General features: G+C 63.6%; 22 protein-coding genes. 6 read left to right on the forward strand and 16 right to left on the reverse strand.

What is annotated here, in order from left to right; all coding sequences use genetic code 11:
* Positions 1 to 27 precede the first annotated feature (27 nt).
* The 7 genes from WCE35_RS08520 to WCE35_RS08550 all read right to left on the reverse strand — a co-directional run bounded on the left by WCE35_RS08520 (position 28) and on the right by WCE35_RS08550 (position 8,277).
* Positions 28 to 1,926: a TRAP transporter large permease subunit gene (locus WCE35_RS08520; RefSeq protein WP_424592904.1), complete on the reverse strand. Its 1,899-nt coding sequence runs from the start codon at positions 1,924 to 1,926 to the stop codon at positions 28 to 30.
* An 18-nt stretch (positions 1,927 to 1,944) separates the two neighbouring features.
* Positions 1,945 to 2,964 (reverse strand): TRAP transporter substrate-binding protein, encoded by a 1,020-nt coding sequence (locus WCE35_RS08525; protein WP_424592905.1) that lies wholly within the window; start codon positions 2,962 to 2,964, stop codon positions 1,945 to 1,947.
* 308 nt (positions 2,965 to 3,272) lie between these two features.
* Positions 3,273 to 4,694: a sigma-54-dependent transcriptional regulator gene (locus tag WCE35_RS08530; protein ID WP_424592906.1), complete on the reverse strand. Its 1,422-nt coding sequence runs from the start codon at positions 4,692 to 4,694 to the stop codon at positions 3,273 to 3,275.
* 9 nt (positions 4,695 to 4,703) lie between these two features.
* A complete protein-coding gene (locus WCE35_RS08535; protein ID WP_424592907.1) occupies positions 4,704 to 6,122 on the reverse strand; it encodes a sensor histidine kinase in 1,419 nt (472 codons plus the stop codon).
* Between the two features lie 140 nt (positions 6,123 to 6,262).
* A complete protein-coding gene (locus WCE35_RS08540; RefSeq protein WP_424592908.1) occupies positions 6,263 to 6,448 on the reverse strand; it encodes a hypothetical protein in 186 nt (61 codons plus the stop codon).
* A gap of 218 nt (positions 6,449 to 6,666) precedes the next feature.
* Positions 6,667 to 7,473, reverse strand: coding sequence for an enoyl-CoA hydratase/isomerase family protein (locus WCE35_RS08545; protein ID WP_424592909.1), 807 nt, complete (start codon positions 7,471 to 7,473; stop codon positions 6,667 to 6,669).
* A 39-nt stretch (positions 7,474 to 7,512) separates the two neighbouring features.
* Complete coding sequence (locus WCE35_RS08550) at positions 7,513 to 8,277, reverse strand: hypothetical protein (RefSeq protein ID WP_424592910.1); 765 nt, start codon at positions 8,275 to 8,277, stop codon at positions 7,513 to 7,515.
* Positions 8,278 to 8,340: 63 nt separating this feature from the next.
* Here WCE35_RS08550 and nthA point away from each other — a divergent pair, with 63 nt between their 5' ends.
* The 3 genes from nthA to WCE35_RS08565 are packed head-to-tail and all read left to right on the forward strand — an operon-like array spanning position 8,341 to position 10,018.
* Positions 8,341 to 8,973, forward strand: a complete 633-nt coding sequence (gene nthA, locus WCE35_RS08555; RefSeq protein ID WP_424592911.1) for a nitrile hydratase subunit alpha — start codon at positions 8,341 to 8,343, stop codon at positions 8,971 to 8,973.
* Positions 8,973 to 9,632 carry a nitrile hydratase subunit beta gene (gene nthB, locus WCE35_RS08560; RefSeq protein ID WP_424592912.1) on the forward strand — a complete coding sequence of 220 codons (660 nt, stop codon included), beginning with the start codon at positions 8,973 to 8,975 and terminating at the stop codon, positions 9,630 to 9,632. The genes nthA and nthB overlap by 1 nt, the downstream gene beginning before the upstream one ends.
* Complete coding sequence (locus tag WCE35_RS08565; protein WP_424592913.1) at positions 9,632 to 10,018, forward strand: nitrile hydratase accessory protein; 387 nt, start codon at positions 9,632 to 9,634, stop codon at positions 10,016 to 10,018. Before nthB ends, WCE35_RS08565 begins: the two co-directional genes overlap by 1 nt.
* Positions 10,019 to 10,075: 57 nt before the next feature.
* Here WCE35_RS08565 and WCE35_RS08570 read toward each other — a convergent pair whose 3' ends face one another.
* On the reverse strand, positions 10,076 to 10,993 hold the full coding sequence (locus tag WCE35_RS08570) for an MBL fold metallo-hydrolase (RefSeq protein ID WP_424592914.1): 918 nt from the start codon (positions 10,991 to 10,993) through the stop codon (positions 10,076 to 10,078).
* Positions 10,994 to 11,073: 80 nt separating this feature from the next.
* Complete coding sequence (gene queC, locus WCE35_RS08575) at positions 11,074 to 11,790, reverse strand: 7-cyano-7-deazaguanine synthase QueC (protein ID WP_424592915.1); 717 nt, start codon at positions 11,788 to 11,790, stop codon at positions 11,074 to 11,076.
* 206 nt (positions 11,791 to 11,996) lie between these two features.
* Here queC and mazG point away from each other — a divergent pair, with 206 nt between their 5' ends.
* A complete protein-coding gene (gene mazG / locus WCE35_RS08580; protein ID WP_424592916.1) occupies positions 11,997 to 12,818 on the forward strand; it encodes a nucleoside triphosphate pyrophosphohydrolase in 822 nt (273 codons plus the stop codon).
* A 12-nt stretch (positions 12,819 to 12,830) separates the two neighbouring features.
* Here the strand turns inward: mazG and hflX are convergent, their stop codons facing one another.
* The 7 genes from hflX to dusB form a co-directional block, all read right to left on the reverse strand.
* Positions 12,831 to 14,111, reverse strand: a complete 1,281-nt coding sequence (gene hflX / locus WCE35_RS08585; protein WP_424592924.1) for a GTPase HflX — start codon at positions 14,109 to 14,111, stop codon at positions 12,831 to 12,833.
* Between the two features lie 107 nt (positions 14,112 to 14,218).
* Positions 14,219 to 14,467, reverse strand: coding sequence for an RNA chaperone Hfq (gene hfq, locus WCE35_RS08590; RefSeq protein ID WP_006020546.1), 249 nt, complete (start codon positions 14,465 to 14,467; stop codon positions 14,219 to 14,221).
* A gap of 367 nt (positions 14,468 to 14,834) precedes the next feature.
* The gene (locus WCE35_RS08595) at positions 14,835 to 16,205 is read right to left on the reverse strand and encodes a sigma-54-dependent transcriptional regulator (protein ID WP_424592917.1); all 1,371 of its coding nucleotides are present in this window, start codon (positions 16,203 to 16,205) and stop codon (positions 14,835 to 14,837) included.
* A 17-nt stretch (positions 16,206 to 16,222) separates the two neighbouring features.
* Positions 16,223 to 18,580: an ATP-binding protein gene (locus tag WCE35_RS08600; RefSeq protein ID WP_424592918.1), complete on the reverse strand. Its 2,358-nt coding sequence runs from the start codon at positions 18,578 to 18,580 to the stop codon at positions 16,223 to 16,225.
* 166 nt (positions 18,581 to 18,746) lie between these two features.
* The gene (ntrC, locus tag WCE35_RS08605) at positions 18,747 to 20,189 is read right to left on the reverse strand and encodes a nitrogen regulation protein NR(I) (protein ID WP_424592919.1); all 1,443 of its coding nucleotides are present in this window, start codon (positions 20,187 to 20,189) and stop codon (positions 18,747 to 18,749) included.
* Between the two features lie 9 nt (positions 20,190 to 20,198).
* Positions 20,199 to 21,374 (reverse strand): two-component system sensor histidine kinase NtrB, encoded by a 1,176-nt coding sequence (locus tag WCE35_RS08610; RefSeq protein WP_424592920.1) that lies wholly within the window; start codon positions 21,372 to 21,374, stop codon positions 20,199 to 20,201.
* Positions 21,371 to 22,372, reverse strand: coding sequence for a tRNA dihydrouridine synthase DusB (gene dusB / locus WCE35_RS08615; RefSeq protein ID WP_424592925.1), 1,002 nt, complete (start codon positions 22,370 to 22,372; stop codon positions 21,371 to 21,373). Before dusB ends, WCE35_RS08610 begins: the two co-directional genes overlap by 4 nt.
* A gap of 284 nt (positions 22,373 to 22,656) precedes the next feature.
* Here dusB and WCE35_RS08620 point away from each other — a divergent pair, with 284 nt between their 5' ends.
* Positions 22,657 to 23,853, forward strand: a complete 1,197-nt coding sequence (locus WCE35_RS08620; protein WP_424592921.1) for a bifunctional 2-C-methyl-D-erythritol 4-phosphate cytidylyltransferase/2-C-methyl-D-erythritol 2,4-cyclodiphosphate synthase — start codon at positions 22,657 to 22,659, stop codon at positions 23,851 to 23,853.
* A gap of 1 nt (position 23,854) precedes the next feature.
* A partial coding sequence (locus tag WCE35_RS08625; RefSeq protein WP_424592922.1) for a CinA family protein occupies positions 23,855 to 24,385 on the forward strand: 531 nt, incomplete at its 3' end.

Here is a 24,385-nt window from a genome sequence, read left to right on the forward strand (position 1 = left end):
GCTTTGTTCCCATCTACGACATCTGTCTCACAAGAACCCGATCGAAATCCACGGGAAGATCGCCACGATAACCAGGCCGACCATCAGCGCCAGCAGATAGCCCCAGATCGGCCTGATGCCCTCGGCCGGATCGACCCGCCCGATGGCGCAGGCGGCATAATAGCCCACTCCGAACGGCGGTGCGAACAGTCCGATGCCCATGGCGAGGATGATGATCATCGCGTAGTGGACCTCATGCACGCCGACCGCACGCGCGATCGGAAACAACAGCGGCCCGAACAGCACGATCGCCGGAATGCCCTCGAGCACGCTGCCCAGGATCGTGAAGGCCAGGATCGATACCGCGATGAACGTGGCCGAGCCGCCGGGCAGGCCGGTCATGGCGGCAGCCAGCGCGCGCGAGAAGCCGGATTGGGTCAGACCCCAGGCCATGCCGGTCGCACACCCGATGATCAAGAGGATCGCGCCCGACAGGCACGCCGTCTCGATCAACATTGGCACGATCCGCCGCCAATCGAAATTGCGGTAGATCAAAAGCCCGTAGATCAAAAAGCCGACCACGAACGCATAGACAATGCCGATGGTGGAGACTTCGGTCGCGGTTGCGATTCCCTCGACCACGGCATAGCGGATCACGAATGGCAGCGCCAATGCGGGCAGGGCGATGACCAGCGCCCGCACGATCTCGCCGGCGCCGGCCCTCGTGACATGCCGCAGGTCCTCGTCACGGTAGCGCCACCACACCAGCGCCGACAGCGTGATCGCCAGCACCACGCCCGGCAGCAACCCGCCGGTGAACAGGGCCGCGATCGATACGCCGGTGACCGAACCGATGGTGATCAGCACAAGGCTCGGCGGGATGGTTTCGGTCTGCGCGCCGGTAGCTGCGAGCAGGGCGACGAGATCGCCCGGCCGGGCGCCGCGCTGTTTCATCTCGGGAAACAGCACCGGCGCGACGGCGGCCATGTCGGCGGCCTTGGAGCCGGAAATGCCCGACACCAGATACATCGCGCCGACCAGCACGTAGTGCAGCCCGCCGCGGACATGGCCCAGCAAACTGGCCAGGAATGCCACCATGGCGCGCGCCATGCCGGTCATCTCGATCAACAGGCCGAGGAACACGAACAGCGGCACCGACAACAGGATCAGGTGGCTCATGCCCTCGTCCATGCGGCCGACCAGCACCATCAGCGGCGTGCTGGTGGTCAGCGCCAGATAACCGTAAGTCGCAAGCCCGAACCCGAAGGCGATCGGCACGCCGGCGAAGACGCAGAAGCCGGCCACGCCGACAAAGAAGATGATCAGATTGATATTGCCGAGCGGCTTCAGCCATCCCTTCAAGAGCCAGAATATTGCGATCACCAGGGCGACCGACAGGATTGCGGCCAGCGCCGTCCGCAGGTTGCCGGCGCGCGCCAGCCGCAGCAACGCCAACAGCGCCATCAGGCCGATACCGACCGGCAATGCGGCCGCGCGCCAGCTATTGGTGATCTGCAGCGCCGGCGTGGTGATGAAGCTTTCCTCGTAGGCGTATTCGCAGGCCGGCCAGGCGATCATCAGCAGGAAGGCCAGCGCGGCCGAGGTCGCGACCAGGTCGAGCCAGGCGCGCACCGCCGGCCTGGTGTTGGCGACGATCGCCGTCATCCGCATGTGCTCGGCGCGGCGGAACGCCACCGCGGCGCCCAGCATCGCCAGCCACAGGAACAGGATCGAGGCCAGTTCATCCGACCAGATCAGCGGCCGGTGCAGCCCGTACCGCGCCACCACGCCAGCGAACAGGATGACGATCTCGGCGACCACCAGCAGCGCCGTCGGGATCTCGACCAGCATTCCCAGCAAGTGTTCAAGCGACGCCAGGACCGAACGGCGGCGAGGGGGCTCAGTCACCTCGCCACCCATCAGTTCAGTTAGTTCGGCATGAGCCATGACGGCCCCCTGCGCGCGTTACGACAGCTTGCCGACGGACTTTTCGAGCAGTTCCCAGGCCTGGTCGCCGTATTTGCCCTTCCATTCCGCATAGAAGCCGGCGGCCCGAAGTTTTTCCCGGAACGGCGCGACCACCGGCTGATTGAATAGCAACCCCTTGCCGGCCAGTTCCTGCTGCAAGCCGGCATTGAGTCTGGCGACGTCGGCGCGCTCGTTGACGCCGGCGGCGTTGATGTTTTTCGCCACGATCGCGCGCACATCTTCCGGCAGCTTTTCCCAGGCGCGGCGGTTGGCCAGGAACCAAAAACCGTCCCACATGTGATTGGTCAGCGAACAGAATTTCTGCACTTCATAGAGCTTCGCGGTCGAGATAATGGCCAGCGGGTTCTCCTGGCCCTCGACGATTTTGGTCTGCAGCGCGGAATAGACTTCGCTGAAATTGATCGAGGCGGGGGCGGCATCGAACGCCTTGAACATCGAGGTCCAGAGCGGCGAGACCGGCACGCGGATCTTGAAGCCTTTGAAGTCCTCCGGGCTGTTGATGGGCTTGGTCGACGACGTGGTCTGGCGAAAGCCGTTGTCCCAGATCCTGTCCATGACCACGAGATTGGCCTTGCTGATTTCGCCCCGAATGTAGGCGCCGAGATCGCCGTCCATCGCCTTCCAGACCGTATCGTAATCCGGGAACGCAAAGCCGATGCCGTTGATCGAGGCCGCCGGCACCAGCGTCGACAGGATCAGCCCCGACAGCGTGAAAAACTCGATGCCGCCGGAGCGTATCTGGCTCAGCATGTCCGTATCCGCGCCGAGCTGGTTGTTCGGAAAGATCTGCAGGTCGAACCGGCCATTGGTCTCGGCCTTGATCGCCGCCGCCATCTCTCTGGCGCGGATGTTCAGCGGATGGGTATCCGGCAGATTGTTGGCATATTTGTAGGTGAATTCGGCCGCCTGCGCGCGCGCCACCAATGGCGCGCCGATGCCGCCCAAAACCGCTGACGCAGCGGATGCCTTGAGAAGCGCGCGCCGTGAAAAGCTCATCCGGTTCTCCCTTCAGACTTATCGTTCTTGTGAGACGCACTATACGGACCTGACGCCGCGGGGCCATCCGCGATCTCGCGCTCGCCGCGCTTATTGCAGCGTCCGAAGGCCGCGGCAATGACGGCATCTTCGCGGCCTCGAACGATGAAATCGGGCCAAGCTGTCCCAACGCCGGTGTCAAAGTTATTTGGCGCGGAAGGAATTCCAGCTAAATATCTGATTTGACTGGAGATATAAATATTCCATAATATACCTTATGCGAATTATAGATATGACACCGGTCACCGGTCGGCTTGTCTCGCCTCTCGCTACGCAACTGGCGGCCTGTGTTTTGCGATCCGATACCGCAACTTGTCGCGGCTGATGCCGAGCAGCTTTGCCGCGCTCGTGACGTTGCCGCCGGTCTGTTCCAGCGCCCGATCGATCAGGCTTCGTTCGGTCTCATCCAGCGTCGGGGATTGGCTGAAATGCTCGGGAACAGGACCAGCCTGGGCAATCTCCGCTGCATCGTCGACGTCAAGGCTGACCTGCGGCTGCGCGTATGATCCGATACCAAGATCGGCGTCATTCACGACGTCGCTTCGCGTTCGCAGAACGGCTTGCTCGATCGCGTTTTGCAATTCTCTTACATTTCCGGGCCAGGTGTGGTCGACGATCCGGTTGATCGCGCTCTCCGAAAACGACATGCCGGATCGGCCGTAGCGGCGGGCATGCAGCGCGAGGAACTCCTCGGCCAAAAGCAGCGCGTCCTCCTCGCGCTCGCGAAGCGGCGGCACGTCGATAGTGACGACCCGCAGGCGGTAGTACAGGTCGGATCTGAATTTGCCGGCGCGAACCAGATCCTCGAGAGGACGATTGGTTGCGGTGATGAAACGGACGTCGACGTTGCGATCGCGCAATCCGCCAACGCGGCGAACGCATTTGTCCTCCAGAAGTTTCAATAGTTTGATCTGGACGGCGGGTTCGATGTCGCCGATCTCGTCGAGAAACAACGTGCCCTTGTCGGCGGCCTCGACAAGGCCGATCTTGCGCTCTTTCGCGTCGGTAAAAGCGCCACGTTCGTGGCCGAACAGTTCGGCTTCGATCAGGGATATCGGCAACACCGAACAATTAAGTTCGATGAAGGGGTCGGACTGCCGCGGCCCTTCGAAATGCAGCGCGCGCGCAACCAGTTCCTTGCCCGTTCCCGTCTCACCGCGAATCAATACCGCCGGCGGCGCTCCCTCGATCAGCTTTCTTTCGTAGGCGACAATTCCCTCGATATGTTCCCTCAACTTTATCATCTTGGGCGAATTGCCGAGCAACGCTTGGATGCCGCTGCCGCGCAGTACCCTCGAATTGTAGTAGGAGACGGCGCCGCGCAGGCGCTCGTGGCCTAGCGCCTTGTCGACCAGCAATTTGAGGTCGCTGAGCACCAGGGGCTTGGCAAGAAAGTCATAGGCCCCACCCTTCATGGCGTCGACCGCGATCTGGACGCTGCCATGTCCGGTGATACAGATCACGACCAGTTTCGGGCTGAGCCTGCGCAATTCCTCGAGGACGGCCAAGCCGTGCAGATCGGGAAGATTGAGGTCCAGCAGGACGAGGTCGACCTCCGATTCGCTGAACAGTCGTACGCCATCCGCGGCGGTGCCGGCGATGATGGTCTCATAACCGTGACGTTCGAGGTAACGCTTGATATTCTTTGCGAGAACTTCCTCGTCCTCGATCAGGAGAATGCCGCTCGTCATTACAACCCTCTATAGCGGCAGCGTCAGCACCGCGCGCGTGCCCTGCCCCTCGCTGCTTTCCAATCGCATGTTTCCGCCATGACGTTCCAGAATGCGGCGCGACAGCGCCAGTCCAAGCCCGATGCCATTCGGCTTCGTGGTGAAGAATGGCCTGAACGCCCGCGCCAGTTGGGGCATGGCCATCCCACAGCCCGTATCCGCGACCATGATGCACAGGCTGTGCGGCCCGACCTCGGTATCGATCGTCAGTTTTCCGCCGGCCGTCATCGACTGAATAGCGTTGGCTACGACGGCGCCGATGGCGTGGGCGAGCGTAGCTCGGCAGGCGCTTACGGAGAGAGAAGGCCCCTCGCGGAAATCCCACTGGATATGGCGCCGCTTCAACTCGGCAGTGTAACCTTCGAGAACTTCACGGATCAACGAATTGATTTCGACCAATTCGGTTTCCACGCCGGTATTGCTTGCCGCGAGCAGAAGCTGCCGGACCCAGCTATCGAGCCGGTCCGTTTCCTTCACGATGTCTTCCAGACATTCGGCCACCCCCTGCCTCCCCTCGTCGGTCGCCAACTCCGCAGCCGAGCGGATTGACGCAAGCGGATTGCGAATGCTGTGGGCGACCGCGGCCGCCATCTCGCCGACGGCTGCAAATGTCTCTGCTTCGACCAGGCGCTCGCGCTGCGCCTGCATCAGCGTATCGCCGCGACGCACGATTCCGATAAAGGCAAAATAGAGCAGCAAGCCGCTGACCGCTCCGCCGATCCAGACCGAAAGAACATCACGGTCGATTGCCTCGAACAGATCGTGCGGCACCTTGTAGATCTCGACGACGGCGAGGATTTTGCCGGCCTTGTCGCCCCTGATCGGAAGATAGGCCTCCACGAATTTTTCGCGCTGCGACTGCGATGCGCTCTGTCCAAGGCCTACATGCTCGGGCTTCTGTTCGCTTGATGCGAACGAACCTGTTTCAACGGCAATTTCCCCGTTCAAGGCACGCTCGAGTTCGTCATTGCCTTCAAATCGCTGTCCGATGATCGCTCCGTCGGTGGACCACACCACGACACGATCTAAAGAATAGAGATTGGCGCGCTGCAAGCCTGGAAGGGTTGGCAGGTGCTCCACGAAGGGAGCCAGCTGCGCTAACGATTGATCGGTTGGTTGCCCGAACGCGAGCTTGCTGATGTTCTCGGCCCACAAAATACTTTCGAGGAAGTCCCGGCTGACTTCGGCGTCGCGCATCAGCATGCGGGCAGTGAGCGTGTGCGTCAAAAGCCATGAACCGGCTCCGCACACGATCGAGATCGCGACCAACCCGACCACGAGAAACCAGCGAAAAAGATTGAACGGCCGCGAGGAGAGCTGCGCTTGCTGAACAATTGCGCCAGGCGAAGTCGGTACGGGCTGCAGTTCCAAACCCATTGTCGAGGCCATTGTCCGCCCATCTCGCAAACACTTTCTCGCCGCAATTTCTGCGGTGATCTACAATGACGCATTTGGGAATCCCAAACCATACCGCCAAAGCAAAAAATGCCGGGGAGCCGGATGATTAACCGACTCCCCGGCGGTTGCCGTTACCGGTGCGGCTGCGGATCGACGCCATTGTCGTCGAACGGATCCGGCACGATATCATCCGCGCCGTGCTTGGCCATCGCGGACTTCACCCCGATCTTGCCCGATGCGAGGTCGATCGTGACAGGAGCCGCCACGAAGGACAGCGCACTCAAGCCGAACAGCATCGTCATGAGAATCTTCGACATAAGCATCTTCCTTTGCTAAACGCCCCGCGGAAGTGAAGAGCAAGCGACATGCCAGACTTGGGTATGTCAATTAGATCAATGATTTGTAGGCTTTCCCTGCCCCAATCCCTTCACATTGCGCGTGGCGGCACGGGCGTTTTCACCCGTCGGTGGGGCAAATGACCAATGTGGCGCCCACAGTCCAGCGGCTTCCGACGCGACAGGGGCGGCGCGGCGGTTCAACGTCCCCTGAACCGCGGCTTGCGCCGCTCCAGAAACGCCTCGACACCCTCCTTGTGGTCCTCGGTCAGGCTCGCCAGCGCGAACTGGTCGACGTCCATGTGGCTCGCGAGATCGTCGAGCGCATGCGCGAGGCGATTGACGGTGAGCTTGGTCATGGCGACCGACAATGGCGGCTGCGCCGCGACCTTGGCGGCGAGCGCCATGGCGGCATCGAACGCCTTGCCGGGATCGGCGACCTCCTCCACCAGCCCCCATTGGTAGGCCTCGGGCGCGGTGATGCGCTGGTCGGCCAGGATCACGGCCTGCTTGGTCCGCGCCGGGCCGATCAGATGCAGCATGCGCGGCACGCTCTGCCAGCTCATGTTCATGCCGAGCCCGATCTCGGGCACGCGCAGATGCGCGTCGCGGGCCATGACGCGGAAATCCAGCGCCACTGCGAGCGCAACGCCGCCGCCGATGCAAAAGCCCTCGATGGCGCCGATGGTGATCTGTTCCATCTCCTGCCAGGCCCGCGTCAGCCGCGGTCCGAGTTTCAAGTGCCGGCGCAGCGAGCCGATATCCATGGTTCGACGCGACCGGCCCTCGGGGTCTTTCAGGTCGAAGCCGGCGCTGAACGATTTTGCGCCGCCGGTAATCACCACGACGGAGGTTGCGTCATCATCCTCAAAACTGCGCGCGGCATCGGTGAGCCGGCGCAGCGCCTCCGGCGATAGCGCATTGATGCCGTCGCCGCGGTCGAAACGCACCACCGCGATGCGGCCCTCGGGCCCAAGGCCCTTCTCGATCGTCACGAATTCTGTCATCGCCCGCACTCCCTGCCCGCCAGGTTTCCGAACAATAGCTCACAAATGGCCGGTGCGTGCGCGCGCTGGTTTCCCCTCCGGCGCCGGGAAACGGATCGTGGTGCCAAGTGTGATCCAGCTGGCATTCTCGCCGGTGATGTTGTGTCCGTAGATCAAGTCGACCGAAAAGATTTCATTGGGCCGGTAGCGCACGCCGGTCTGAAACCGCGGCCGGACCACGCTCGGGATATCCGACGCGCCGGCCTGACCGAAGGCTTCGATCGTCCACTGCAATGTGTCGGTAAACTTCCAGTCGAAGCCGATGCCGCAGGTCAGATAATGGCGATCAACGCCGCGATCCCACAGCCAGCCGCCGTTGAGATTGATCCGCATGGTTTCGGAAAGCCGGAAGGTCGCCGGGATCACCGCGAACGCGGTGAGGTTTTCGCCGGTCAGCGCATCGAACGCGCCGCCCGCATAGAAGGAAAAGCCGAACTTGCCGATGCCCGTCGGCACGATATTCATCTTGGCTTTTGGCGCGATCGTGGTGCTCCACTCCCCGTCGCTCTTTGCGCGGGTGGTGAGCAGGCTCAGTTCGACCGGCTTGAACGGATTGACCACGCAGGACGGATTGGCGACCGCCGAAAAATCGGTGTTGGTCGCGGCCGACATCCAGCTTTCGACCTTGCAGGATCCGACTTCGGAAATATCGGCGGCATCGACCGCATAGGCGCCGTTGGCCGCCCTTGCCTCGCCGGCCGAAAGCAACGCCAGGATAGCCGCCGTGGCCGCCGCCGTCCGGATGCACCCTGCCCAAAGCCCCATTCTGGAATGCTAGCAGAGTCTTCGCCTCGACATAGCCCGGATTTTGCGCCTAATCTCGGCCGCATGACCGATCACGATCATGACCATCACCACGATCACGACCATTCGGAGCTGTCGGAGACCGAGCTGCGCGTGCGCGCGCTCGAGACGATTTTGACCGAAAAAGGCTATGTCGATCCGGCGTCGCTCGATCTGCTGATCGAAACCTATGAAACCAAGGTCGGCCCCCGCAACGGCGCCCGCGTGGTGGCGCGCGCCTGGACCGATCCGGCCTATCGCGCCCGCCTGCTCAAGGACGCGACGCCTGCGATCGCCGAGCTCGGCTATGCCGGGCGTCAGGGCGAGCACATCGTGGCGGTCGAGAACACCCCGGATCTCCACAACATGGTCGTGTGCACGCTTTGCTCCTGCTATCCCTGGCCGGTGCTGGGGCTGCCGCCGGTCTGGTACAAATCCGCGCCCTACCGCGCCAAGGCGGTGAAGGATCCGCGCGGCGTGCTGCGGGATTTCGGTTTCGAACTGCCGGAACCCACCAAAATTCGCGTTTGGGATTCGACCGCGGAAATCCGCTATCTCGTGCTGCCGATGCGACCCTCGGGCACCGAGGGTTGGAGCGAAGAGCGCCTGCAAGGCCTCGTCACCCGCGACAGCATGATCGGCACCGGCTTGCCGAAGCAGCCGCACGAGGTCGCCTGATGGAGGGCGCGCACGATATGGGCGGCGTCGCCTGGTCCGGACCGGTCGTGCCGGAACCGGACGAACCGGTGTTTCATGCCGAATGGGAGCGCCGCGCCTTCGCGATCACGCTGGCGATGGGAATGCCCGGTGGCTGGAACATCGACATGTCGCGCTTCGCGCGGGAGGATCGTCCGCCCGCGGACTATCTGGCCAAGAGCTACTACCAGATCTGGCTTGCAGGGCTTGAGCGGCTGATGCTGGAGCGCGGCCTGATCGCACCCGACGAGATCGACGCCGGCAAGCGGCTCCATCCGGCCAAACCGGTCGCGAAAACGCTTTCGCCCGACGGCGTCGCCGCCATGCTGCACCGGGGCGGTCCGACCGAGCGCGATGCCACGCGCCCTGCTCGCTTCGCCGCAGGCGAGCGCGTTCGCACCAGGGTCATCCATCCGCCGACCCACACGCGATTGCCGCGCTATGTGCGCGGGCATGTCGGCGTGATCGGGCGCGTGCTCGGTTGTCACGTATTCCCCGACAGCAATGCGAGAGGCGCCGGCGAAGATCCACAATGGCTCTACACCGTGACGTTCGCCGGTCGCGAATTGTGGGGCGAGGCATCCGATCCGCATTTGACGGTCTCGGTCGATGCCTGGGAGCCCTATCTGGAGCCGGCCTGATGGCGCTTCATCCCCAAGCCGCGATCGAGGCGACCGCCGCTCTCCCCGGAATTCCCCGCGATGCCGACGGTCCCGTGTTCCGCGAACCCTGGGAAGCCCACGCCTTTGCGATGGCGCTCGCGCTGCATGCGCGCGGGCTGTTCAGCTGGAAGGAATGGGCTGAGACGCTGGCCGGTGAAATCAGGCGTGCGCAGGCGCGCGGCGATCCCGACAGCGGCGACACCTATTATCAGCATTGGCTGGCGACGCTGGAAAGACTGATATCAGCCAAAGGCGTCGCAGGTGCAAAAACCCTGCGCCGCTATCGCGACGCCTGGGACCACGCCGCCGACCGCACGCCGCATGGTTCGCCGATCGAGCTCAAGCCGGAGGATTTCTCCGGTTAGTCGACGATCCCGGCAATTTTAATCGCTGGTGGGCGGGCCGCAGCCCACCATTTTGCTTCAGATGCCGCGGCCCCAATAGCCGCACCAGCGGTGGGTGCTCCATTCGATGTTCTGCTCGTAGCCCAGCAGCGTCGAATATTGCGGCAACCGCACCTCCTTGGTGGCAGGGTCGAAACATTTGCCGGCATCGGAGGCCTTTTTGACCTCGGCCGAAAGCTCCGTCATGAAGGCGAGCTGCTGCTCCATGTCCTGCCGGGTGCCAAGCCGGCCGCCGGGCCCGGGATGTCCGGGGATCTGCCGATCCCAGCTCAGCGCCAGCGTGCGCTTCAGCGAGGCTTCCCATTCGACCGGATAGGAGTCGTTGATCGCCAGCCGCGAGGGCACCGCACCGAGCGAATTGAAGTCGACCGCGAAGATGATCTTCTCCTTTGGCAGCAGCATCACCAGCGACGAGTCGGAATGGTTGCGCCCGGTGTCGATCAGTTCCAGCGTCGTGCCGCCGAGCTTGATCGTGCGTTTGCCGGTTACCACTTCATCGGGAACCAGAACGTCGGGGCCATTGCGCGCCGCCAGGCGTTCCTTGGCGCGCTTGTGCGCGATGATGGTGGCGCCAGCATCCTTGAACGGTTTGCCGCCGGCGATGTGGTCATAATGATGGTGGCTGTAGATCAGGTATTTGATCGGTTTATCAGTAATTTTCTTGATCTCGGCCACGTAGGCCACCGCCGCCTGCGGGCGGCCATAGCTGATCGGGTCGGTGGCAATCACGCCTGCGGGCGTGACCACGAACATCGACTGGTGGTTCTGATAGCGGAACACATAAACATTGTCGGTGCCTTCCACCTTGGTCGTCGCGAATAACGGCTGTGCCGCGGCGGGCGCCGGAGCCGGAGCCGGCGACTGGGCCTGAGACAGGCCCCCGACGCCAACGGTCAGGGTCGCTGCGAAAAATATGATAAGGGTCTTTTGACGCATGTTTTGTTCCTCCTACTGCACTGACACCGCGAATCCGCCGGTATTCCCAGATCGGTCGGTCCGGATAATCCCAAAGCGCCCTATTCCTGCCGCGCGGCGTAGTCCCGCCAGCCCTTGGCGCGCAACGCGCAGGCCGGGCATTCGCCGCAGCCAAAACCCCAATCATGTTGCGTGCCGCGTTCGCCGAGATAACAGGTATGGGAATGTTCGCGGATCAGGTCGACCAGCCCTGCCCCGCCGAGTTCGTGCGCGAGCTTCCAGGTCGAAGCCTTGTCCAGCCACATCAGCGGCGTGTGCAGTTCGAATTGTCGCGCCATGCCGAGATTGAGCGCAATCTGCAACGCCTTGATGGTCTCATCGCGGCAGTCGGGATAGCCGGAATAATCGGTCTCGCACATGCCCCCGATGAGGTGGCGGATGCCGCGCCGGTAGGCCAGCGCCGCGGCAAAGGTCAGGAACACCAGATTGCGGCCGGGCACGAACGTATTCGGCAAGCCGCCCTCGCCCATGGCAATCGCGACATCGCGCGTCAGCGCGGTGTCGGAAATGTCCGCCAGTGTCGGGATCTGCAGCGTATGACTCTCTCCCAGTTTCGCCGCCCAGTCGGGCCGTAGCGATTTCAGACCCGACAGCAGATGGTCGCGGCATTCCAGCTCGATCGCGTGGCGTTGGCCGTAGCTGAAACCGAGCATTTCGACGCGCGCAAAGCGGTGCAGCGCCCAAGCGAGGCAGGTGGTTGAATCCTGTCCGCCGGAAAACAGCACCAGCGCGGTTTCGGATGGGAATTGATCGCTCATCGGCTGGCCTTTAGCACTCACCGGTTCCCTGTCCAATTCGCTTGTCTAATTCTCTTGTCTAATTCTCTTGTCTAATTCTCTTGTCTACTTCTCTTGTCTAATTCTCTTGGCCAACCGGTGGAAATCGCCGCGATTTCGGTTCGTTCCGCTGGGATCAATCCGCGGCATGCGGCATAAAGCCAAAACCTCGCAAGTTCCGGTGCCCCATGACCCCCTCCCGCGACATTTCAAGGCTGCTTGAGATCATGGCGAGGCTGCGCACGCCCGTCACCGGCTGCCCCTGGGACCTCGAACAGAACTTTGCGACGATCGCGCCCTACACGATCGAGGAAGCCTATGAGGTGGTCGACGCCATCACGCGCGGCGATCTCGATGATCTCAAGGACGAGCTCGGCGATCTCCTGCTGCAGGTGGTGTTTCACGCCCGCATGGCGGAGGAGCAAGGCGCCTTTGCATTCGGCGACGTCGTCGAGGCCATCACCCGCAAGATGATCCGTCGGCACCCGCATGTGTTCGCCGACAAGAACGGGCGCGTGACGCCTTCGCACGTGAAAAGCGTCTGGGACCGCATCAAGGCCGACGAGAAGGCCGAGCGCGCCGCGCGGCGGCCGCCGGAAGAAATCCCGCGCCCATCGCTGCTGTCCAGCGTCAAGGCCGGTCAGCCGGCGTTGACGCGCGCCATGGAGTTGCAGCGCAAGGCCTCCAGCGTCGGCTTCGACTGGAATGACCCGCGCGCAGTGCTCGACAAGATCCGCGAGGAAGCCGACGAGATCGAGGCAGCGCTCGACCGCAACGATGCCGACGAGCTTGCCGGGGAAACCGGCGATATCCTGTTCGCGCTGGTCAATCTGGCGCGGCATGTCGGCGCCGATCCCGAAACGGCGCTGCGCGCTACCAACGCCAAGTTCGAACGCCGGTTTGGCTATATCGAGCGCACGCTGGCGGCAAAGGGCCGCTCGCTCGAGGGCGCCTCGCTCGACGAAATGGACGAATTGTGGAACGAGGCGAAGGCCGTCGAGTTCAAATAGCTCCGCCGATGCTCATACCACGTGCGGTACGGCATCGAACCGCGAAACCACGATGTCGCGCTTGGTTTCGTCGACGCGGACAGTCATGTCAAAACGCCCATCGTGAAGCTCTTTGTTGAGCACTTCGGCGTTACGGTGCAGCCAGCTGATGCCGGCGCCGTCGGAAGCGTCGATCGACAGGTCCAGCGTCATCCGGAATGCCGCCAGCCGGTCCTCGATCGCGGCCAGGAGCGCCTCGATCCCCTCGCCGCTCTCGGCGGATACCAGGAAACACGGCCGCTCCGGCGGGCGGCGGGCAGCGATATTGCGCAGGTTTTCGCGCGCCTCGGCATCGAAGCGATCGATCTTGTTCCAGACCTCGATGATGCGGGCGCCGGCATCCGGATCGATCCCGAGCTGCCGCAGCACTGCGTCGACGTCGCGTTCCTGCGCATCCGCATCCTCGTGCGAGATGTCGCGGACATGGAGAATGATATCGGCCTCCAGCACTTCTTCCAGCGTCGCGCGAAACGCCGCCACCAGCTGCGTCGGCAGATTGGAGATGAATCCGACGGTGTCCGACAGCATCGCCTTGCCGCCATGCGGCAGGGTCAGCGCACGCAGGGTCGGATCGAGGGTCGCGAACAGCATGTCGGCGGCCTGCACGTCGGCGCGGGTCAGGCGGTTGAACAGCGTCGACTTGCCGGCATTGGTGTAGCCGACCAGCGCCACGACCCGATACGGCACCCGCTGCCGGCCGGCGCGATGCAGCCGCCGCGTCGCCTGAACCTTCTTCAGCTCGTTCTCGAGCCGCGCGATGCGATCGCCGATCAGGCGGCGGTCCGCCTCGATCTGGGTTTCGCCGGGGCCGCCCATGAATCCGAAGCCGCCGCGCTGGCGCTCCAGATGGGTCCATGACCGCACCAGGCGGCTGCGCTGATAATTCAGATGCGCCAGCTCGACCTGGAGCGCGCCTTCCTTGGTCTTGGCGCGGCGTCCAAAGATTTCCAGGATCAGCCCGGTGCGGTCGAGCACCTTGGTGTTCCAGGCCTTCTCGAGGTTGCGCTGCTGGATCGGCGACAGCGCGCAATCCATCACCACCAGTTCGATGTCATGGCCGGTGATGAGCCCGACGATCTCCTCGACCTTGCCCTTGCCGAGATAGGTTGCAGGCCTGATCTGGCCAAGCGGCGCAATCACGGCGTCCGCGACCGTCAGGTCGATGGCGCGAGCCAGCCCCGCGGCTTCCGCGATCCGCGCCTCGTAGTCACGAACAGCACTCTCCGTTTGCGCGTCGGGATCGCCGCGGCGCATGCGCAGATAGGGGCCGATGACGATCACCCGCCCGCTGTCCTTGCCCCCTGCCGACCGCGGACGGTCGGCACCCCCTTCATGTTTGAGGGGTTCCAATCAGGTCACTTTCAAGCCGGAGCATCCTCGCCGCCCTCGAACAACTGGATCGGAGCGCCGGGCATGATGGTCGAGATCGCGTGTTTGTAGACCAGTTGCGAATGACCGTCGCGCCGGAGCAGCAGGCAGAAATTGTCGAACCAGGTGACAATCCCCTGCAGCTTCACTCCGTTGACCAGAAAGATCGTTAGTGGCGTTTTGGTTTTACGAACGTGATTTAGGAAGGTGTCCTGTAGGTTTTGTGCGCGGTCTGCCGCCATTGTTTTTATCCCGCCGTCTTGTGCTTCTTTTTATTGAACCGGTTCCCGCTCTCTGACGGAGCCCTTTCCGGTTGCCTGCCTGCCCTGAGATCCCCCCTCCGGCAGGCAAAAGCGGCACGATTAGAGGGCAGGCGCGGTTTTTAGGCAAGCGCGTTCGCGCCTTACCCGCCCCCAACACTGTGGCAATCCTCGGTAATTCTCCGAAAAGAGGCGAATATTTCCAGGCAATTGCATGGATCGGCGCCAGAGCATTTTCGAGCGACGCCTTGGATAGCGGAATCGATACCGGTTCGCGTGGAGAAAACGCGTCAAAACAAGAGCGTGGAACCTCGTTTCTGATTGAACCAGAAGCGAGGTTCTGGGCGAATCAGCCGACCCCAAGCGCCTTGAGCTTGCGATGCAGCGCCGAACGCTCCATGCCGACGAATTCCGCTGTCCGTGAGATGTTGCCGGAAAAGCGGCTGATCTGGGCAATCAGATAATCGCGCTCGAACACTTCCCGCGCCTCGCGCAACGGCAAGCCCATGATGTGCTCGCCATTGTTGCTGGTCGGCATCGCCGGCACCATCGAGCCGACATCCTGCGGCAGCATATCGGCGGTGATGATCGCCTCCGGCCCGCCGCCAGCCAAAATCATCACCCGCTCGACATTGTTGCGAAGCTGCCGCACGTTGCCGGGCCAGACATGCGACTGCAGGACCGCCATCGCGTCTTGGCCGATCTGGCGTCTGGGCAGGCCGGTTGCAACCGATATCTGGTCCATGAAGTAGTCGATCAGTTCGGGAATGTCCTCGCGGCGTTCCGACAGCGGCGGTACCCGGATCGGGACGACTGACAGCCGGTGATAGAGATCCTCGCGGAACCGGCCCTCCGCGATCTCCTCCTCTAGATTGCGCGCGGTCGAGGAGATGATGCGGACGTCAACATTGACCTTGGTGGTGCCGCCGGAACGCTGGAAGGTCTGATCGACCAGGACGCGCAGGATCTTGTTCTGGGTTTCCCGCGGCATGTCGGCGATCTCGTCGATGAACAGCGTACCGCCATGGGCCTCCTCCAGCGCGCCGGCCTTGCGCTGCTGCTCGCCATTGCTCTGTTCGATCCCGAACAGTTCAACCTCCATCCGCTCCGGCGTGATCGCCGCGGCATTGATGACCACGAATGGGCCTTCGGCGCGGCTTGAGGCGTTATGAAGCGTGCGCGCCGCCAGTTCCTTGCCCGATCCCGACGGGCCAACGATCAGGATGCGGCTGTTGGCCTTGGCGGCCCGGTCGATGGTCTGGCGCAACTGGTTCATGCAGGCGGAGCGCCCGGTCAGGACGCTTGCCGCGGGAGCGAGTTGCTTGAGTTCCTTCACCTCGCGCTTGAGCCGCGATGTCTCCAGCGCCCGGGTCGCAACCAGGATCAACCGGTCGGACTTGAAGGGTTTTTCGATGAAGTCATAGGCGCCGCGTTTGATCGCCGCGACCGCGGTTTCGATGTTGCCGTGGCCGGAGATCATCACCACAGGCACATCGGCATGATCCTTCTTGATCTGCTCCAGCAATTGCAGACCGTCGAGCTTGGAGCCCTGCAGCCAGATGTCGAGGAACACCAGATGCGGGCGGCGGTTTGCGATCTCCGCCAGCGCCGAATCGCTGTCGCGCGCGGTTCGGGTGCTGAAACCCTCGTCGTCCAGGATGCCCGCAACGAGATCGCGGATATCGGCTTCGTCATCGACAATCAGAATTTCACTTGCCATGGGTTACGCCTGTCTTGTCACTCGCCTGCCGCGGCTTGGATTTTTGTTTCACTGTTGGCCGTCAATGCCGGCTCGACGGTCTCGGCCGCCGGCTGGCTTTTCACGGCGCCAGGTTCTTTGGGTTCCGGACTTGGCTCCGCAGCCGGCTCCCTCGCTTCAGCCTTCGGAGCCTGGCCGGACACGGCGAACCGCAGCCGCAGCCACGCGCCGCGCTGCCCGGATCGGAAATCCTGGGCATCCTTGAGTTCGATGCGGCCACCATGGTCTTCGAGAACCCGGCCAACGATCGCAAGTCCGAGCCCGGTGCCCTTCTGGCGGGTCGTCACATAGGGCTCGAGCAGGCGGGTCCGGGCTACCTTGGGCAGGCCGATGCCATTGTCGATCACGTCGATCACGATGTCGTCGTTCTCACGCGCGGCGATGACGTCGATACGACCCCTTCCCAGCTCTTCCGGCGGGACCAGCTCGATCGCCTCGGTGGCGTTCTTGATGATGTTGGTCAGCGCCTGCGAAATCAGCCGGCGGTCGAACTGGGCCCGCATCGGGTCCTGCTTGATGTCGGTCTCGATATCGAGGTCGGGATGCCCGACCTTCATCAGGAACACCGCCTGCCGCACGGTATCGGCAACATCCTCGCCCTCGATCACGGGCTTGGGCATCCGCGCGAAGCGCGAAAACTCATCGACCATGCGCCTGATGTCATCGACCTGTCGCACGATCGTATCCGTGCATTGCTCGAACACCGCCTTGTCCTCGGTGATGACCTTGCCGAATTTGCGGCGAATGCGCTCGGCGGAAAGCTGGATCGGCGTCAGCGGATTCTTGATTTCATGGGCGATGCGCCGCGCGACGTCGCCCCAGGCCGAGGTGCGCTGCGCGGAAACCAGTTCGGTGACGTCGTCGAGCGTGATGATATAGCTGTCGCGCGACTGGCTGGTCTGCTCGGCGCTGATGCGAACCGACAGATTGCGCTCGTGACCGTCGCGGTTGATGGTGATCTGGCCCTGCACCAGGCGCTGCGTGCCCTCGCGTGCCGCTTTCATCATGTCATCGAGCTCGGGCAGCACGTCCGACAGCGGATGGTCCAGCGTCTCCGATTCGGCGTGACCGATCAGTTTTTCGGCGGAGCGATTCAGGATGCCGACGCTGCCGGAGGCGTCAACACCGATGATGCCGGCGCTCGCCGATGACAACACCGCCTCGATGAAACGGCGGCGGCTGTCGATCAGCTCGCTGGCGTTCACCAGCTCGTCGCGCTGGGTGCGCAATTCCTGCGTCATCTTGTTGAAGGTCTCGCCGAGTTGCGCCAGATCGCCTTCCGACCGGTGGACCGGCACCTGGACATGCAGGTCGCCGGTCGAAACCACATTGGCGGCGCTCATCAGGTTGCGGATCGGCGCCACCAGCCAGTTGGCGAAATTCAGCCCGATCAGCACCGAAGCCATCAGGATCGTCAGCGCGATGACCGCGAACATCAGCGCAAAGGCCACCTGAATGCCGAGCCTGCGGGATTCGATCTGGGCATATTCGGCGACGCTGGCCTCGGTCTGTTTCAGCTGCCCGATCACCCGCGGATCGAGCAGCCGCGCAACGTAGAGGAAGGTGTCGTTGAAGGCGCGCAGACGAATCACGGCCGCGACATAGTTTGCCTCGGGAAACACCGCGATCTGCGGTTCGGTTTCATCGACATTGCCGAGGAATTCCTGCGGCGGCGTCGTGAAGCTTTGCTGAATGCCGGTTTGCGCCGTCTCCAGCACATTGCGGTCCTTGTCGATCAGCATGGCGCCCGGCAGATTGCGCGAGGCGGCGCTTGCGGTCAGCAGCTCGCGAAACGTCCTGCGATCCTGATCGAACAACGGCCGGGCGTGGGAAATATCGTTGGCCATGCCCAGAATATCGCCGCGAATGAGCTGGGCGTGTTCGTAGGTATAGGCGCGGGCAATGATCAGCGAGTTCTGAATCACCTCCCGCGTCGGGCCCGAGAACAGCCGGTCGAGACCGCGGTCGATGGTGACGTTGGCGACGGCGGCCACCAGCACCGCCGGCAACACCGCGATAACCGAGAACAGGCTGACAATCTGGACGTGCAGCCTGGCCGCCGCCCGGCCGCGGCGGCGGGCCTGAACCACCTGCCAGACTTCGCGGACGATGATGCCGACCAGAAGCAGGATGGTCGCGGCATTGATCAGCAGGAATGAATAGACGACCTGGCGCGTCGGTTCGATCGGCGTCAGGCCGCTGAGCACGACGAAGGTCAGGAAAGCCGACAGCAGCGCGATCGCGACCGCGAACGGCGCCAGCCACTTCAGGGGCCATCCCTTCGGTTCGGCAAACGACGGGTCGAACGATGGAGCCGTAGTCTCTGCGCTGGTCATTCCGGCAATGGTGAACTGGAGCCATCCGCGCCTGAGCCCGCGGACTGATGCATTCATATCACGATGTGTTGCCGAATTGCGACAATTCCACGGCGCTAGCTGCCGTAAAACCTATCCTCTGTGGCTTTTTGTCCCCCCACGGGCATCCGGGAGCGAGCTCGGTTCCCTACACCCCGCTCCGATAGACCTGGATGTCCAGGTCGCGGATCTTCTTCCGCAGCGTATTGCGGTTGAGGCCGAGCAGGTCGGCCGCACGGATTTGATTGCCCCGGGTGGCGGCCAGCGCGGCCGTCAGCAGTGGCACCTCGATCTCCTTGAGGATGCGGTGATAGAGGCCCGGCGGCGGCACGCCGTTCGGGAAACCCGAGAAGTGTGAGGACAGATAGGCCTCGACCGCGCCGCCGAGATTGTCGACCCCGAGCGGGGCGTTGCCGCCGGAGGTGACGGCCGGCGGCGCCAGCTCGCCATCGATGACCGAACCGGTGATGACGTCCTGCGGATAGAGCGCCGCGAGCCGGCGGGCGAGGTTTTCCAGTTCGCGCACGTTGCCAGGCCAGCGGTGCTGCCTGAGGCGTTCCAGCGCCAGCGTATCGAGTTTCTTTGGCGGCAATCCGTCCTTCTCCGCCAGTGCGAAGAAATGCCGGATCAGATCGGGCAGATCCTCGATCCGCTCGCGCAGCGGCGGCAGCCGCAGCGGCACCACGTTGAGGCGGAAGAACAGATCTTCGCGGAACAGCCCCTGCTGAATCAGGATGCGCAGGTCCTTGTTGCTCGCAGCCACGATCCGCACGTCGGTCTTGATCGGCGTGCGGCCGCCGACGGTGGTGTATTCGCCCTGCTGCAACACGCGCAGCAGGCGCGTCTGGGCCTCCATCGGCATGTCGCCGATTTCGTCGAGGAACAACGTGCCGCCTTCGGCCTGCTCGAACCGGCCGGACGCGCGGGTATTGGCGCCGGTGAAGGCACCGCGTTCATGGCCGAACAATTCGGACTCGATGAGATCGCGCGGGATCGCCGCCATGTTGACGGCGACGAAGGGGCCGTTGCGCCGCTTGCCATAGTCGTGCAGCGCGCGTGCTACCAGTTCCTTGCCGGTGCCCGACTCGCCTGAAATCATCACGGTCAGGTCGGTCTGCATGAGGCGCGCCAGCACCCGGTAGATTTCCTGCATCGCCGGCGAGCGGCCGACCAGCGGGATCGAATCGAACTCGGATTCGTCGGGCGCGTTCGACACCCGCTCCTTCGGCTCGGCCAAGGCGCGTCCGACGATGGTGATCAGCTCCTTCAGGTCGAACGGTTTGGGCAGATATTCATAGGCACCGCGCTCCGAAGCCCGGATCGCGGTCATGAAGGTGTTTTGGGCGCTCATGACGATGACGGGAAGATTCGGCCGCATCTTCTTGATCCGCGGCAAGAGATCGAACGCGTTCTCGTCGGGCATCACCACATCGGTGATGACGAGATCGCCCTCGCCCTGGCTTACCCAGCGCCACAGCGTCGCCGCGTTCCCGGTCAGCCGCACTTCGTAGCCGGCGCGCGAAAGCGCCTGGTTCAGAACCGTGCGGATGGCCGTGTCGTCGTCAGCGACAAGTATGCTACCTGAGGGCATTTTTTATCCTCATCTTGCGTGCTGTGCGGCAGCCGACGGCGAAACTGAAACGTCATCGCGATGGCCTTGATCGAAATGGTTGGCGGCGTTGTACATCGGCAACAGCACGCGGAAGGTCGTCTTCCGCGGCTGGGATTCGCATTCGATGATGCCGCCGTGGTCGCCGACGATTTTTGCGACCAGCGCAAGCCCGAGCCCGCTGCCCGTTTGCTTGGTCGTGACGAAAGGGTCGAACAGGTTCGGAAGCAGATCTTCCGGGACGCCCGAGCCGTTGTCCTTGACGCAAAACTCGAGCGGCAGCGATACCCGCGACTTCTTGCCCGGCACCGACAGCCGCACGCCCGGACGGAACGCGGTCGTGAGCTGGATTTCCGCATCGCTCCCGAGGTCGGCAACCGCTTCGGCGGCGTTCTTCACCAGATTGAGGAACACCTGGATCAACTGGTCCTGGTTGGCCAGCACCGGCGGCAGCGACGGATCGTAGTCTTCGATAAAGCGGATGTTGCGCGCAAAGCCCGATTGCGCGAGCCGTTTGACGTGATCGAGCACCGAATGGATGTTGACCGGACCGCGCGTCACCGGCCGGTCGTCGCCGAACACTTCCATCCGGTCGACCAGCGTGACGATGCGGTCGGTTTCCTGGCAGATCAGCCGCGTCAGGATGCGGTCCTCGGACGAGGCCGCCTGCTCCAGCAGTTGCGCTGCGCCGCGGATACCGGACAGCGGATTCTTGATTTCATGCGCCAGCATCGCGGCCAGCGCGATCACCGAGCGCGCGGCGCTTCGATGCGTCAGTTGGCGGTCCATCTTGTCGGCGATCGTGCGTTCCTGCAGCATCACGACGATATGGCCGGGACGCTCGGTGAGCGGGGCGACGTGAAGGTCGACCTGGCGGTCGCCGCCGATCCGCGGCGTGCCCAGATCGACCTTGTACTCGTTGACCGGCGAGCCGCTCGATCGCACCTGATCGATCAGCGCCAATAGCGGACTGCCGAACGGGACCAGTTCATTCAGCGACTGCCGCCGCAGGAATTGCGTCGAAATCTCGAAGAAGGATTCCGCCGCCATGTTGGCGTCGACGATCCGCCCGTCGGGCGCCACCAGCAGCACCGGGTTGGGCAAGGCGTTGAGGATCGCCTCGCCATCGGAGGGCGCGGGCCTTCGATGTTCTGCGGCGGAACTCATGCAGCAGCACTCCATGCAAAATCGTCGAATGCATCTTCGAGGGAGCGATGCACGCTGGAAGGCACCTCCGATGTCAGAATCTTTTGCCGCCAGCTACTCAGCCGCGCCGCCGGCGTGCGGCTGTACCGGGCTGCGATGTCGAGCGCCCAGCCGAGATGTTTGCGGGCGTGCTTGAGGCCGATGCGCAATCCGTAGTGACGGCAGACTTCATCATACAGCGCGCGGACGTGCCTGAGTTGCTCGGCCAGCGACGGCTCCTGTTCGACGATCCCCGTCTCCAGGCGGCGGCCGATCTGACCGGGGAGCCACGGCTGGCCCTGCGCGCCGCGTCCGATCATCACGGCGTCGGCGCCGGACTTCTCGAGCGCGCCGAGCGCTTTCTCGAACGAGGTGATATCACCGTTGACGACGAGTGGAATCGAGATCACCCGCCTGACCGCGCGCACCGCGCCCCAATCCGCGCAGCCCTTGTAGAACTGACAACGGGTGCGCCCGTGCACCGTGATCATCCGCACGCCGGCGGCCTCCGCACGGCGCGCCAATTCCGGCGCGTTCCGCGAATCATCGTCCCAGCCAAGCCGCATCTTCAATGTCACCGGCACGCGCACCGCCGATATCGTTGCTTCAATCAGCCGCAACGCATGATCGAGATCGCGCATCAGTGCCGAGCCGGACTGGCCCCCGGTCACATGGCGTGCCGGACAACCCATGTTGATGTCGATGATGTCGGCGCCGGCGGCTTCCGCGATCCGCGCGCCCTCCGCCATCCAACGGGTCTCGCAGCCCGCGAGCTGAACGACATGCGGCCCGATGCCGGCGGCCTCGCAGCGCAGCTTCGACATCGGCTTGCCATTGACGAGATCGTCGCTGGCGGTCATCTCGGACACCACAAGTCCGGCACCGAGGACCGCGGCGAGGCGTCGAAAGGGAGCATCGGTAACGCCAGACATCGGCGCGAGAAGCGCCCGGTTGGCGATAACAATATCGCCTATTTTCAATGGTTTGCAGCGTGATTCATCCAGGCCGGTCACGGACTTCTCGTTATTCTGGCGGCCGCGTTATAGCCCCGCCGTCGTCCATTGTGCGCACAAATCTTGTGCAGTCAAGATCCATGCCTACACTTTAGACAAATCTATCGCTTGTGCAAGTGCGCCGCAACAAAATCTGCTTTTCCCACAGCTGTTGGGAATCGCTCTATTTTTGTGCATTGAGCATGGTAAGGGCTGTCCGCCAGCGAGCCCGATTTTTCTCCGCAACCAGATCCGTCCGCAACTTGAGTCCGATGCCCAAACCCGTGCGCACCGCAGCCATCCTTGTCGCAGCCGGACGCGGGCTTCGCGCCGGTGCGGGAAGCCCAAAACAATATCGAGAGATCGGCGGGCAGACGGTGATCTATCGCGCGATGGCGGTGTTCTGCCGCCATCCCGATGTGTTCGCGGTGCAGCCGGTCGTGAATCCCGACGACGCCGCCATCTTCAACGACGCGGTCGCGGGACTGCGCCATCGGCCGCCGGCCGATGGCGGCGCGACGCGTCAGGCTTCGGTGCACGCCGGACTTGAAGCGCTGGCGAGCCAGGCGCCCGATATCGTCCTGATTCATGACGCTGCCCGGCCCTTCGTCACGCCAGCGGTGATTTCGCGCGCAATCGACGCTGCGGGCCGGACCGGCGCCGCGATTCCGGCGATACCGGTTACCGACACGATCAAGCTGACCGGCGATACCGGCCACGTCGAGGCGACACCGGATCGCGCGCGGCTGCGGATTGCGCAGACGCCGCAGGCGTTTCGCTTCGAGGTGATCCTCGATGCCCATCGCCGCGCGGCACGCGACGGCCGCAGCGATTTCACCGATGACGCGGCGCTGGCGGAGTGGGCGGGATTGACGGTGGCGACCTTTGAAGGCGATCCTGCCAACATGAAACTGACCACCCCTGAGGATTTCGTCCGCGAAGAGGCCCGCCTCGCGAGCCAGCTCGGCGATATCAGGACCGGCACCGGCTACGACGTGCACGCGTTCGGCGACGGCGATCATCTGATGCTCTGCGGCGTTCGCGTGCCGCACACGCACGGCTTTCTCGCCCATTCCGACGGCGATGTCGGCCTGCACGCGCTGGTCGACGCCATTCTCGGCGCGCTGGCGGACGGCGATATCGGCTCGCACTTTCCGCCGAGCGATCCGCAATGGAAGGGGGCAGCCTCCGACCGCTTCCTGAAATATGCGGTGGACCGCGTCACCGAGCGCGGCGGCCGCATCGCCAACCTCGAGGTGACGATGATCTGCGAGCGGCCGAAAATCGGGCCGCTGCGCGACACCATGCGCGCGCGCATCGCCGAGATCACCGGCGTCAATATCGCGCGCATTGCCGTGAAGGCGACTACCAGCGAGCGGCTCGGCTTCACCGGCCGCGAGGAAGGCATCGCCGCGACCGCAAGCGCCACCATCCGCCTGCCCTGGGGCAAAGAAGGCTGGAGCGACTGATATGAGCGGCAGCGACGCCCGCGCGCTCTCCCGCTCGCTACTCGACCTGTGCCGGATGCGCAGGCTGACGATTGCGACCGCGGAATCCTGCACCGGCGGCCTTCTCGCCGGTGCGCTGACCGACATTCCCGGCTCCTCCGACGTCATCGACCGCGGCTTCATCACCTATTCCAACGAGGCCAAGCGCGCGATGCTCGGCGTCAAGGCGACGACGCTCGCGACCTTCGGGGCGGTCAGCAAGGAAACCGCGACCGCGATGGCGATCGGCGCGCTGGAGAAAGCCGGCGTCGACCTCGCGGTTTCCATTACGGGCGTTGCCGGCCCTGGCGGCGCCACGCCCGGCAAGCCGGTCGGCCTGGTGCATTTCGCGGTCGCCGCGCGCGACGGAAGAATCCTGCATCGCGAATGCCGATTCGGCGCGATCGGCCGCACCACGGTGCGCCATCGCTCGGTGGCCGAGGCGCTGCGCATGCTGATGGAACTGGCGCGCGGGCCGCAGGCGCCGGCAAAGCCGCGCCGCGAAACCATGAGC

The organism is Bradyrhizobium sp. (assembly GCF_049691595.1).
In the GTDB taxonomy this organism is placed as follows: domain Bacteria; phylum Pseudomonadota; class Alphaproteobacteria; order Rhizobiales; family Xanthobacteraceae; genus Bradyrhizobium.